At 41.9% G+C, this 12,929-nt stretch carries 12 protein-coding genes; 7 read left to right on the plus strand and 5 right to left on the minus strand.

Annotation, left to right across the window (positions count from 1 at the left end; all coding sequences use genetic code 11):
* Positions 1-60: 60 nt before the first annotated feature.
* On the minus strand, positions 61-972 hold the full coding sequence (locus AVJ20_RS12525; protein ID WP_078191309.1) for a bestrophin family protein: 912 nt from the start codon (positions 970-972) through the stop codon (positions 61-63).
* 75 nt (positions 973-1,047) lie between these two features.
* Complete coding sequence (gene radC, locus AVJ20_RS12530; RefSeq protein WP_111885439.1) at positions 1,048-1,749, minus strand: RadC family protein; 702 nt, start codon at positions 1,747-1,749, stop codon at positions 1,048-1,050.
* 112 nt (positions 1,750-1,861) lie between these two features.
* Here radC and coaBC point away from each other — a divergent pair, with 112 nt between their 5' ends.
* The gene (gene coaBC, locus AVJ20_RS12535; RefSeq protein WP_078191307.1) at positions 1,862-3,133 is read left to right on the plus strand and encodes a bifunctional phosphopantothenoylcysteine decarboxylase/phosphopantothenate--cysteine ligase CoaBC; all 1,272 of its coding nucleotides are present in this window, start codon (positions 1,862-1,864) and stop codon (positions 3,131-3,133) included.
* Between the two features lie 389 nt (positions 3,134-3,522).
* Entirely contained in the window at positions 3,523-4,044 is a 522-nt protein-coding gene (locus AVJ20_RS12540) for an Asp-tRNA(Asn)/Glu-tRNA(Gln) amidotransferase subunit GatC (protein ID WP_111885440.1), read from the plus strand.
* A 118-nt stretch (positions 4,045-4,162) separates the two neighbouring features.
* Here the strand turns inward: AVJ20_RS12540 and dusA are convergent, their stop codons facing one another.
* On the minus strand, positions 4,163-5,194 hold the full coding sequence (gene dusA / locus AVJ20_RS12545; protein ID WP_111885441.1) for a tRNA dihydrouridine(20/20a) synthase DusA: 1,032 nt from the start codon (positions 5,192-5,194) through the stop codon (positions 4,163-4,165).
* A 284-nt stretch (positions 5,195-5,478) separates the two neighbouring features.
* Here dusA and AVJ20_RS12550 point away from each other — a divergent pair, with 284 nt between their 5' ends.
* The 3 genes from AVJ20_RS12550 (at position 5,479) to AVJ20_RS12560 (ending at position 8,235) form a co-directional block, all read left to right on the plus strand.
* Complete coding sequence (locus AVJ20_RS12550; RefSeq protein WP_111885442.1) at positions 5,479-6,894, plus strand: methylenetetrahydrofolate reductase C-terminal domain-containing protein; 1,416 nt, start codon at positions 5,479-5,481, stop codon at positions 6,892-6,894.
* A 227-nt stretch (positions 6,895-7,121) separates the two neighbouring features.
* The gene (locus AVJ20_RS12555) at positions 7,122-7,493 is read left to right on the plus strand and encodes a hypothetical protein (RefSeq protein ID WP_111885443.1); all 372 of its coding nucleotides are present in this window, start codon (positions 7,122-7,124) and stop codon (positions 7,491-7,493) included.
* Between the two features lie 97 nt (positions 7,494-7,590).
* Positions 7,591-8,235 carry a HEPN domain-containing protein gene (locus AVJ20_RS12560; RefSeq protein WP_111885444.1) on the plus strand — a complete coding sequence of 215 codons (645 nt, stop codon included), beginning with the start codon at positions 7,591-7,593 and terminating at the stop codon, positions 8,233-8,235.
* Between the two features lie 54 nt (positions 8,236-8,289).
* Here the strand turns inward: AVJ20_RS12560 and AVJ20_RS12565 are convergent, their stop codons facing one another.
* Both AVJ20_RS12565 and AVJ20_RS12570 read right to left on the minus strand, forming a co-directional pair.
* Complete coding sequence (locus AVJ20_RS12565; protein ID WP_111885445.1) at positions 8,290-9,486, minus strand: MFS transporter; 1,197 nt, start codon at positions 9,484-9,486, stop codon at positions 8,290-8,292.
* A gap of 123 nt (positions 9,487-9,609) precedes the next feature.
* Complete coding sequence (locus AVJ20_RS12570; protein ID WP_111885446.1) at positions 9,610-10,527, minus strand: DMT family transporter; 918 nt, start codon at positions 10,525-10,527, stop codon at positions 9,610-9,612.
* Positions 10,528-11,467: 940 nt separating this feature from the next.
* Between AVJ20_RS12570 and AVJ20_RS12580 the strand changes: the two genes are divergently transcribed.
* Together AVJ20_RS12580 and AVJ20_RS12585 are read left to right on the plus strand one after the other, a co-directional pair.
* The gene (locus AVJ20_RS12580; RefSeq protein ID WP_111885447.1) at positions 11,468-12,595 is read left to right on the plus strand and encodes a Re/Si-specific NAD(P)(+) transhydrogenase subunit alpha; all 1,128 of its coding nucleotides are present in this window, start codon (positions 11,468-11,470) and stop codon (positions 12,593-12,595) included.
* 11 nt (positions 12,596-12,606) lie between these two features.
* Entirely contained in the window at positions 12,607-12,927 is a 321-nt protein-coding gene (locus AVJ20_RS12585) for a proton-translocating transhydrogenase family protein (RefSeq protein ID WP_078191287.1), read from the plus strand.
* Positions 12,928-12,929: the final 2 nt, after the last annotated feature.

Consider the following 12,929-nt stretch of genomic DNA (forward strand, 5'->3'; position numbering starts at 1 on the left):
GGTGTTGTATGGATCATGGATCTGAATGCGATCCGTGCATTCAGGCGAAACGCATACCAATTATAATAAATTATGATCTTTAGCTTGAATCGGTGGTGGGGTGGGTTTTCCTAAAGTTCCAAGAAGTTCAATTTCAATAGTACGCACCATCGAGTCCAATGGAAGGTCATTACTTTGTGTACCAAAGGGCTCTTCAATCTCAGAACTCAGCGCATCTAAGCCTAAAAAGGTATAGGCCAAAATCCCGACCAAAAGGGGGGTCGCAAGGCCTAAAGTAGAACCCAAGCTAAAGGGTAAGACAAAACAGAAAAAATAAACGGTTCGATTCAGCAAGACTGAATACGCAAACGGTAATGGCGTGGTGGCAATACGGTCACAGCCGGTTTGTACGGTGCTGAGTTCCATCACATGCTGATTCATCTGGGTATAAATAATATCTGAAATCTCACCATCTTTGAGCGCTTGCATTAGCTCCCATTGAATCAAACTCAACGTGTACTGCGGTGCATTGGCCTGTTGGTATAACTGGGTGATGGCATTCGCACTCATGCCGCTGGTTTCAACCAGTTCAGTGGGATTGGCGGTTTGATGGCGGAGTCGGTCACGTAAAACGTTGGCAAAGACGATCACATGTTGAATCACACGTTCACGACGGCCTTGACTGAGTAAACGGCAGTCACGGTCAAAATGTCGCGCGTTGGCAATCAAAATGCCCCATAAACGCCGAGCTTCCCACCAACGGTCATAGCAGGCTGAGTTTTTAAAGCCCAAGAAAATCGACAGCACGACACCAATTAGGGTAAAGCCGACCAAAGGAAATTCGGTAAAATGGAAGATATCGACATAGGATAAGCCGCCCACAATGGCAGACAGCAACATAACGATCCCGAGCGGCGGTAAAACCTTAGGTAAAATCGTTCCTCGCCAAGAAAATAGCAGTTTAAAAATACTCGGTTGGTCACGGACGATCATGTTCGAATGATAATTTCTAGTTTTAAAAAATTATGATGATCTTCGGGTTTGCTCAAGCACTTGTCAATAACTGTTTCATGCAGATGAGTGTGCTTGGAGCAAGCCATGTTCAGCAAAGGAAAAACTCCCTTCTGTTGAGATAATGCAATGATCGATCAGTCGAATTTCCACCAGCTGACAAGCCTGCTGAATGAGTCGAGTCAATTCAAGATCGGCAGCAGAAGGTTCTGCACGACCGAAAGGATGATTATGTGCAATGACAATACTGCTGGCATGTTCAGAAATGACATAACGCAGCAGTTGATTGATGGAAATTTCACAGGTATTGAGGCTGCCATAAAAAAGTTTTTTAAAGTTTATTTTTCTTAAATGCGCATCTAGACAGAGCACGCCAAAGACTTCTTGACGTTCCGCTAAAAATTCAAAGCGAAGAAAATTTTGTAATTGTTCAGAATGTTGCAATTCTAAGGCTTCATTTTGAAAATGTTGACTCACATAGCGTTTACCGAGTTCTTTTACCGCCATGAGCTGCGCATATTTACTGTTTCCGATGCCATGAAACTGGCGCAAATCCTCAAGTGACGCATTCATTAGCGCTTGCAACTGACCAAAATGTTGGATCAGGAGTCGTGCGAGTTCGACAGCAGAGTGCTGCTGGGAACCAGAGCGTAGGAAAATAGCCAGTAGCTCAGCATCGGATAAACTTTGTGCGCCTTTTTGAATCAGGCGCTCACGTGGGCGCTCTTGTTCAGGCCAATTTTTAATTGAATTATTCATTATTCTTAGACTTTTTTATTATCAGTCAATCGGCTATTTCACAGCAGATTGTTGGGTCAGTGCATATTTAATGCTATTGTGAGCGCCACTGCAACAGATAGGTAGCCTGTTCGTGAGCTTTGATTTAAGTGTAATGCCCACAAAAAATATTCTTTTAGGTGTCACTGGTGGTATCGCAGCCTATAAAAGTGCCATTCTTGTCCGTCGGTTAAAAGATGCTGGATTTGATGTGCGCGTGGTGATGACTCAAGGTGCGCAAGCCTTTGTGACCCCGCTAACGTTTCAGGCGCTTTCAGGCAACCCTGTACATACCGAATTACTCAATCCCGAAGCAGAAGCGGGTATGGGGCATATTGAATTGGCACGTTGGGCTGATTTGGTATTGGTTGCTCCTGCAAGTTGCGACACGCTGGCAAAATTTGCGGCGGGTTTAGCAGATGACCTTCTTTCAACACTTTATCTTGCGACTAAAGCACCCGTCTGGGTTGCCCCTGCGATGAATCAGCAAATGTGGGCAGCCAAAGCGACACAGCGTAATTTAAATACACTGGTTGAAGATGGCGTACATGTGATCATGCCCGATGCCGGTTCTCAAGCCTGTGGAGATGTGGGCTTAGGACGTATGCCTGAGCCAGAAGATTTAGCGGATCAAGTGACGGCCTATTTTCATCAAGCACAGCGAGCTATTGCTGAAAAATTTGGCATGCTTGCAGGTAAACATGTAGCGATTACAGCAGGTCCAACACGCGAGTCGATAGATCCTGTTCGTTATATTTCCAACCACAGCACAGGGAAAATGGGTTTTGCACTGGCAGCGGCTTGTTATGCAGCTGGGGCTAAAGTAACGCTGATCGCAGGACCCGTCAGTTTAGATACACCAAATGGTGTACGACGGATTAATGTGCAGTCTGCAATTAAAATGTTAGAGACTAGTCTGCAAATGTTAGATGAAGGCTGTGATATTTTTATCGCAACAGCAGCTGTTGCGGATTATCGCGTGGCAGAAGTTGCAGAGCATAAAATCAAAAAAGCTGGCGATGAACTCAATGTGGCTTTAATTAAAAACCCAGATATCGTTGCAACGATTGCGCAGCAGTCGAAACGTCCATTTATGGTTGGATTTGCTGCCGAGACACGCAATGTCGAGGAGTATGCCGCAGGCAAACTTGTGGCAAAAAAACTCGATATGATCGCTTGCAATGATGTTTCACGTAAAGACATTGGTTTTGCTTCAGACGAAAATGCCATGACCGTGTTCTTCGCCGATCAATATCAAATGGAAAAGCGTGATTTAGAGAAGGCATCAAAACAAGAAATTGCACAGCAATTGGTGGAAGCCATACATGATGCGCTACATCATGAGCCTGAAACGGACGATGAATAATCTCAGTTGATGCCTTAAAAATCCCCGCAATGTTCGGGGATTTTTTATGGCGCCTTTACGATGTTTTATTTCAGGATTTATATTGAAAATTCACAATGGAATCGTTTTCATGTTGAAAATATGAAGGTTAGGAAACTACTACCAAAATGGTCATTTTCAACAAAAATATGTCAGCAAGAGACCAAGGCTGTCAGTGTTTTAAAACAGCAAAAATGCAATTTAAGTGATTGATATCAAAATTAAATATAAAATTGAGAAATCTTGATAATTTGGCTTGTACTGTGTGTTTTATTGGCTATTATGAAGCAAACAATGAGGAATGTTTGGATCGCAATCTGTGATCGGTCTGACTTTTTCATCAAGAATAAATGCATCATGGGGGATGCAATATGTTTCGATGGCTCACCATTTTTTTACTGTTGAGTTTGGCTGGTTGTAGCTATTTTGTCTCGACAGATGAATTATCTCGGCAGATTGAGCAGCAGATGCAGCACGAGTTTGATCAGAATCCAGATTATCGGCAGTACCATTTACGGATTCAAAATATAAAAGTGTTAGAGCGTAAGGGTTTAAGCTTTAAGGCTCAGGCGACATTGCAATACGATGGTCAGCCTTATACAGTTTTGGTCGATATTTACAAAGACCTGCAAGGCTATGCATGGAAAATAGATGAAGAACAATTTGCCTTCATTGACGAAGCTGAAATTGCAAAATATCAGGCGCAGTTAGATCAAGAGTTGAATCATTTGGTTGAGGAATTGGAACAGCCAACCGAAGAGGTTGAACCTGTTACATCGGCGCCTGAGAGTTATGTGGGTATGCGTGAGGAAGAAGATCCATCTGATTATCAATGGACTGGCTATGATGATGAACCTTTTCCCAAAGGGAATATTACGGTCAATAGTCATTGAGTGATGATGTGACTGTTTAGATGATTTAGCTGAGTTGTCGATCTTATCAAGCAAGCACTTTAAGAAACATGAAAAATAAAAAAAGCCCGCAAAATAGCAGGCTTTCACTTTTTGAAGATTAATCTTCTAAAACGACTTTAGGATGATCACGTAAATAGTCTTCTGTACGTTGCATTGCATCCTTAATATTTTGGATGGCATTTTCCACATCTGCAAAGGTTTTGGCATTGCCACCACTTAAAGCCTGACGCCATTTTCGAGCACCTGGTAGATTTTGGAATAAACCTAAAATATGACGGGTAATGATAGAAAGCGGCGCACCTTCTTCCATGCGTTTAGCAATATACGGTAGCATCTGATCGATAATATCGAAACGGTTAGGTAATTCGAGATCCCAAAGCTGACCGATCTCAGCCAATAAATACGGGTTGTGATAAGCCTCACGGCCAATCATCACGCCATCAACATGTTGTAAATGTTGCTGCGTTTCAGCAAAGGTTTTCACCCCGCCATTAATTTCGATCAATAAATTTGGACGTTCTTGTTTCAGACGATAAACATCTTCATAACGTAAAGGTGGCACATCACGGTTTTCTTTTGGCGACAAACCTTGCAGCAGGGCAATACGGGCATGCACGATAAAATTGTCACAGCCAGTCTTTGCCACGGTATCGACAAAATGCAGCATTTCTTCATAAGACTGCATGTCATCAATCCCGATGCGGTGTTTCACGGTCACTGGAATATCAACAGCATTTCGCATTTCAGCAATACATTCAGCCACCAAATCAGGCTCTGCCATCAAGCATGCACCAATTTTATTGTTCTGAACGCGGTCACTCGGACAGCCGACATTGAGGTTTACTTCATCATAGCCCCAGTCCTGTGCCATCTTGGTACAGGTCGCTAAATCTTTGGGATTTGAACCACCAAGCTGTAACACAATCGGGTGTTCTTCGTTGTTATAGTCCAAATGACGATTCGCACCGCCAAATAATATCGCACCTGTGGTGACCATCTCGGTGTAGAGAATCACATTAGGGTTAAACAAGCGTGCAAAGAAACGATAGTCACGAGTCGTCCAATCCATCATTGGCGCAACACTGATTCGTGGTTGAAGTTTATTTTCAATGGGTTGGAGATCAGTCATTAAAAAAACACGCCTTAAAAGAACAAGATGGAAGAACGAAATGGAAAATGGTGAAGAAATTACAAAAGCAGTCCGAAATACGATGAAAAAAACCGCATTTCAAGACGCGCGCAATATTAGCATAAATTGTGGTTTGGGACATGGTCTTGCTAGCGTGACGAATTCAAGGTCAGGCTAGAAAGAGTCGGAAGTGTGGCTTAAGTAATTTAAATTTTTATGTGATTAATCTATAATTTTATAAACTTTATTGTATGGTTTCTTAGCAGATTTGACTGCCTGCCTTTATGTCTTTATTTTCCCAATATCTATTGCAACGCCAGTTTTGTATCTCGTTTGAATATCTAACGACGCAAAAACCGCATCGTGTCCCAACGACATTTGCAGGCTTTCCTGTGTGCATGACATTGGCTGACCGAGTACAAAGTGACACGGATATTGCTCCTTTAGAAGCAATGCAAGACTACCCTCAAAGCATTGAAAAAATTCTGCATTATTCGGGGAAAGGTCGAGATATCTCAGATTTTCAAACTTTTCTGAAAGATGCTCAGCAGCAGGGGGTAGAGAATTTACTTTTGCTCAGTGGTGATAAGCTGAAGCAGCATCAGGATGGGGCAAATGATCCGAGTTTACGGAGTCGTTATTTAGAGTCGGTCAATCAAGTCATGGCAGCCAAAGACTATGGCTGGTTTTATTTAGGGGTAGCATTTAATCCTTTTAAATATGCAGAAGCAGAAAAGGATGCGCAGTTTTTTAAACTGAATAAAAAAATTCAAGCTGGCGCTGACTATGTGATTACACAGTTGGGCTTTGACATGGATGTGCTGATTAGTTACCAACGCTATATGCAGCAATACTATCCACGTGTGCCTGTAATGGCCTGTGTCATGCCGCTGACATTTGCCCGAGCCCGTTTTATGGCCAAGCAAAAAGTTGCAGGCATCGTGCTTTCAGCAGATGTATTAAATTTTTTGCAACAAGAACAGCAAACTGACGCCATACAAGCTGAACAGAATGTCTATGAACGCTGTGCTTTACAAATTTTAATGTGTCAGCATTTGGGCTATGCAGGGGTTCATTTATCAGCTTGCCATAAAGTGGAAGAGCAAGAGAAGTTGCAAAAAGCAATTTTGCAATTTGCCACATTAACGTTTGAACATTTTTTAGCAAAATGGAAAATGCTTTGGCGCTCTAGTGTAGATGTGAACTTCCACCCGACGGGCGCAAATAACCATAAAGCTCCAGTTGAACAAGTTTTGAAATATAAAAGTATGCATGTCATGCATGAGTTATTTTTTAGTTCAAAACTGGCCAAAGGGGTGGGATCTAATATTTTTGCGGCCAAATTATGGCAAAAACCGAAAGCTGATGCAGCCTTGCTGAAAACAGAATTTATCAGTAAACATGGCATCGTGGGCTGTGAAAGTTGCGGACAATGTCGTTTAGGTGAAACCTTGTATATTTGCCCAGAAACCTGCCCCAAAGGATTAGCCAATGGACCCTGTGGTGGCTCCAACCTTGACCGCTGTGAGTTTGAAGACCGTGAGTGTATACACTCGGTCAAAGCGCGGTTGGCGAAAGCCGTGGGTCAAGAAAAAATGCTGAAGCAAGAGCTCATCCCTACCGTTGCAATTGAAACTCGCCATAGTAGCTCTTGGAAAAACTGGTTTGTTCCACCGAATTCGTCACCAACAAAACAATAATTAACTTAAAGCATTATTCAGTCTGAAACCTTCATAAATGTGAATCTTTCAAGCGCTAATCATTCTAAAAATCAGACGAATAGTCGTATAAAAAAATGAAAAAGATGAAAGAAACAATTAAGATCAACAGCAGATGAAAATCAAAAATTAAAAATAGAAATTTGAAGAATTTGGGGAATACCACATGATGAAAAAAGACCTGCTTAGGATTAGCTTTAGTTTTCACATTGTCAGGCACAACAGGCTGTTCAGTTGTCATGGCAAGCAAGCAGCCAAACAAGAAAAATACCGAAATGATTCAACAAGGGCTATCTCGTAACTTGGTGATTGCTGAATTTGGCGCACCGATCACCTCTGAATATAAAAATGGCAAACGCTATGAAATTTATACTTTTACCCAAGGTTATTCGACTGCCAGTAAAGTCGGACGTGCGTTTTGGCATGGTGCTGCAGATGTGGCGACCGTGGGGTTATGGGAACTTTTAGGAACACCTGCCGAATCCGTTTTTAATGGAAAGAAAATGTCTTATGAATTGATTTTTGATGAAAATGATCTCTTAGAACGTTATACCTATCTCACACAAGATGAAACCAAATAGTTGAATACAGAGATATTTTAATTGCATGCCAGTAAACAATTGCGCTAAGTTCAAATGGTAGAAAAATAAACGAATTATCCATTGGAATTTAGCAGGCATGATGCTACTTGAAGAAATATTCAAAAGTAAAAAGTCGGAACATACCGACCAATTTAATTTACGCATTCATCGAGGTTTAAGTTGGCTGAAAAAGTCGATTGATCTTCAAGATGATCTCGATTTGCAATTTATCAGTTTGTGGGTGTCCTTCAACGCAATATACGCACAAGATATACAGATTGCGCAGGACAAGCAAAGCTTAAGGCAGTTTTTATATCTGATTTGCCAACAGGATGCAGAGCATAAAATCTATAATATTTTATGGGAGCGTTTTAGCCAGCCGATACGGTTGTTTTTGGATAATCCCTATGTTTATCAGGGTTTTTGGGATTATCAAAATCAAAAAATTAGCCATGACGCATGCAAAGAGGGTTTGGCGCATGAAAAACAAAAAGTACTGCACGCGCTTAAAGAAAAAGATTCCGTTGATATTTTAATGGTGCTGTTCAATCGCATGTATACGCTACGCAATCAAATGGTTCATGGCGGCGCGACCTATAAAAGTTCGGTCAATCGCAAACAGCTTCAAGATGGCTGCACAATACTGTCGGCACTCTTACCGGTATTTATGGTGATTCTTTTAGAAAATGCAGAAACCTTGGATTTAGGCAAACCCTTTTATCCTGTGGTGCAGGTCAGTTAATTTCAAAAACATAAAGCCACAGTAATGTGGCTTTATTGCGGTGATGAATACTTCTCATTGTGGATATTTTAGTTGCCGCGCAGTATAGAGTTGATCGATCAATACAAAAAATCCAGCAGCAATGACTAAAGCAATCCCTGTCATGCAGGTGGTGGTCCAGCCGCCATGATGCCATGCAAATACGCCCAAAGCTGAACCACATGCACCACCGACAAAATAAAAAGTCATATAAATTGAATTGATTCGAGAGCGTGCAATCGGGTTGAGTTGGAAAATAATATTTTGATTACAGCTATGCACCATTGCCAAACCTAGATTGATTAAACCATAGCCCAAAATATAAAAAGCAAGAGATGATCCACCCAAATACAGCAGTCCCCAACTGAGGGCTAAGATGCTGCAACCGAGCCAAGTTAATTTTCGGTTAAAGCCAAAATCTGCCCAACGGCCAATCCACTGTGTTGAAAGGGCACCAAACACACCAACTAAAGTCACGACACCGACCCAAACATCGGCCAACTGAAAAGGTGGCTCAGTCAGTAACATAGCAATGGTGGAAAATAGCATACTCATCGCGGCAAAGACACAGCCCCCAATCAGAGATCGGAAAATTAACCGTGGCTCATGTTTGAGTAATGCGCCCATTGACTGGAAAACTTGGCTGTAGGGCATCCGTGTGATGCTGACCACAGGCAGACGCTTTTTGAGTAAGACAGCTAATACCAACATCAAGAGCGCACTGAGGATGTAAATCGATTTCCAATGAAACAGATAAGACAATAAGCCAGAGAGACTGGTCGATAACAGAATACCGACCAATAACCCACTCATTAAAAAGCCAACAACAGCCCCAATTTTTTCAGGTCGTATCGCAACCGTGACCAAAGGGATAAGAACCTGAGCAGCCACGGAAAATAGCCCCGTAATAATTGTTCCTGCCCAAAGCATGTATAGATTGGTCGAAAAAGCACAGAGGGCTAAACCCACAGTCGCACCAAGCATGAGTAATGGAATAAATTTGGCTTTATTCACAATATCGCCTATCGGCACAATAAAGAGTAGCCCCAAAGCATAAGAAATTTGCGCAAAGGTGACGGTTAGCGCCACTTCTGATTGAGGAATTTGAAAGCTTTGTTGGATAGAAGCCACTAAAGGTTGGCAATAATAATTGGCACCCGCACATAAACCACATGCAGCAGCCATAAGCCACAACAGGGTTTTATCATGGCTAATGTCGATCGAGGCTTTCATAAATTGTCCAGATTTTGGGCGGAAGCATATGCAAAGAATTTGCTGCCAAGCTGTTGTGGTCACTATAAGGAAAATCAAACAGGTCTTAAAGTGTTTCTCTGTGAATTGTATCCACTCACCCGTTTAGGATTTCTTACTGAGACTGATCATCAAGACACCCAGCATATTCAGACCGCAACCGACCCATTGCCATAGGTTTAAATGTTCATTCAGTAACACGACGGCCAGTAAAATCGTTAAAATGGGCCCGATAGAGGCAATCATGGCCGATTGTGCTGCCCCGAGTCGGACGATACTTTGCATCATCAAAATGGTTGGAAGCACAGTAACCAATAGTCCGAGCGCTAAACCATACAGCCAGACTTGACTCGGGAGTTGTTGGAGCAAGGCGATAGGCTGCGGTGTTGCAAATAGAAAATGAATAATCGTCCCAACGCAGGCAATGCTCAGAGCTAGACCGGTAAAGTGTAAAGAACCAAACTTTTGCATGAGGCCTGGCGTGAGTAATAAATAAATCGCAAACAACACGGCACTGGCAAAAACCAAACTACATCCGAGCCAAAAGTACTGATCATGTGGTGTGGCATTTTGTTCTTGTAGCATCACTAAAACTGTCCCGCCATAACTTAAAATCAGGGCAAGAATGGTTTTAAAACTTAGTGGCTTTTTGAATAAAACAGCGGAAGCCAGCACGGTTAATGTGGGATATAGGAAAAGTATAATTCGTTCAAGCGAAGCACTGATATACATCAAGCCACGGAAGTCGAGCCAGCTCGAAAAGTAATAGCCGATTAATCCTGAAATGAGCAAGAGCACCCAATCTTTTCGTTGAATCGTTTGATAAGAACGTCGACTCAGCCATGCAATGACCAAGAAAAACGGCAATGCACTCATCATGCGTAAAGCCATGAGGACAGTGGCATCGACAAGAGGAGAAAGTGCATAGGCTTGCTTAATAAAAATTGCTTTGGTACTAAACAAGAAGGCAGCAATCAGCGCAAAAATTGCACCGATGAAGTGCGGACTAAGGTTTCTTGACATAAGTTAAGGTGTGCCTCATGACGACTGAACGAATTCGACAGCATTGATCCGATAAGTTTGAACTATCATTTTGATTATAAAAAATGCATCGTGTGAGTAAAAATGCAAAAAAAGAATAGTACTTATTCCTTTATGCATAAGGGATTGCTAGATCAAACATGAAAAACAGTGGAAGAAATGACCAATTTGGTTTTGAATTTTTTAATCTCAACATGACTCGACAGGTCAAATATATCAGGCTGAAACATTTAAGGTGAAAATTGCACATAAATGGTGCAATTATTGTTTTTGGTGATACAAAGCCAATAGCGATATCATAATGCTAAATATTCAAAAAATTATTTTTTAGCTAAAAAAGCCAATTCTAAGACTTAAGGCGAAGCATCAGGTGGGGAGGGCAAGACTTCGATAAACCCGAAACGTGCGCAAAAATTCATCGAATATTCAAGCTGACCGATTTGACTAGACTGTGGTAGAAAAAAGTCAGTTTTCAATACCAGTCAGCACGTCAAAACTGTCAAATGAGTCAACGAGCTGATGCAGTTTGAATGAACGACTGGCTTTACCTGACTTAAGTCGATTTGTAACGACAAGTTCGAATCATTAGTTGTCGAATGAAAATGTCACAATGATCAACGCGCTGAAACAATACGCGCTAAAACCGACTAAATTATTTATGTTTTGAGTCTTAAGTAATATTAAAAAGTTATAAGTAGAATAAAAATGAGTAATAAATCGACAAATAAAACTGAATAAATGAAATATCGCATCATTCTTTTCATGAATCATGAGTTCAAAATATGGGCATTTATTAAATAAATATTGGGTAGTATTTTAAAAAAGTTCAATTAGAATCCAAAAATTGTACAAAAACACATCCTGAGGGGAGACATCGCGGATTGCGATGTTTACTTAAGAAAAATTAGCTTGAGGAACGCTCATGCAGATCGGAATTCCAGCCGAAACTGTTGTCGGTGAAAATCGCGTCGCTGCGACGCCTGAAACAGTAAAGAAGTTGATCAGCGCTGGTCATAGCGTCGTTATTGAACGTGGAGCAGGGGTAAACGCTGCTTACATCGATAGCGCCTATGAACAAGTTGGTGCCAAAATTACGGATGATGCCTATACCGGTAGTCAAATGATTTTGAAAGTTCGTGCGCCTAAAGGTGACGAAATTCAAAAACTCACAGCGGGCACCACCGTTGTGGGGATGTTTGACCCTTACCGCAACACCGAACTTGACCAATTTGCGTCACAAAACGTGTCTGCATTTGCATTGGAACTTTTGCCACGGACCTTATCTCGTGCGCAAAACATGGACGTACTTTCATCTCAAGCCAACCTTTCAGGTTATAAATCTGTGCTTTTGGCTGCGGCAGAATATCAACGTATGTTCCCAATGCTGATGACAGCAGCTGGTACAGTAAAACCTGCACGGGTTGTGATCATGGGCGTAGGTGTTGCAGGCTTACAAGCCATTGCAACAGCGAAACGTTTAGGTGCCGTAGTTGAAGCAACTGACTTACGTCCTACAGCACGTGACCAAGTTGAATCTTTAGGTGGTAAATGGTTAGACGTACCAATGTCACCAGAAGAGCAACAAAAAGCAGCTGATGCTGCGAAAAATGGTTATGGCTGGATGCCGGGTGAAGACTACATTCGCGATCAAGCGATTATTGTTGATAAAGCCGTATCGAATGCTGACATCGTGATTACGACTGCATTATTACCGGGTCGTGACGCACCACGTTTAATCAAAGCAGAAACCGTTGCCAAAATGAAACCGGGCTCAATCATTTTAGATATGGCGGTTGAAACAGGCGGTAACGTTGAAGGTTCTGTTTGCGGCGAAAATGTTGTGACTGCCAATGGTGTGAAAATTCTTGGTATTCCAAATATTCCTTCAACAGTTTCGACTGAAGCGTCGGCACTGTATGCACGTAACGTTTTGAATTTCATTGAAACCCTGTTTGATAGCGAAAAGAACTTCGCAATTAACCCTGAAGAAGAAATTCAAAAAGCACTACTTGTCACTCATGGCGGCCAAGTGCTGCTGAAACGTGGTTAAGGAGAATCATCATGGTTGAAACGATTACTATTTTTGTCTTGGCAATCTTTGTTGGTTACTACGTGGTTTGGGGGGTAACACCTGCGCTACACACACCATTAATGGCTGTAACCAATGCTTTGTCATCGATCATTATCGTTGGTGCGATGATTCAAACCGTTGGTATCCCAGGTATTGTGGATGCAAGCGTACAGTTCCAAAGCATTAACGTGGTGAGTATTTTAGGTGCGATTGCCGTTTTCCTTGCAAGTATCAACATTTTTGGTGGCTTTGCGGTGACTGCACGTATGCTTGAAATGTTCAAACCTAAGCAAAAGAAAAAAGAGGGTTAATC

This window comes from Acinetobacter sp. CFCC 11171, from assembly GCF_003268405.1.
GTDB lineage: Bacteria > Pseudomonadota > Gammaproteobacteria > Pseudomonadales > Moraxellaceae > Acinetobacter > Acinetobacter amyesii.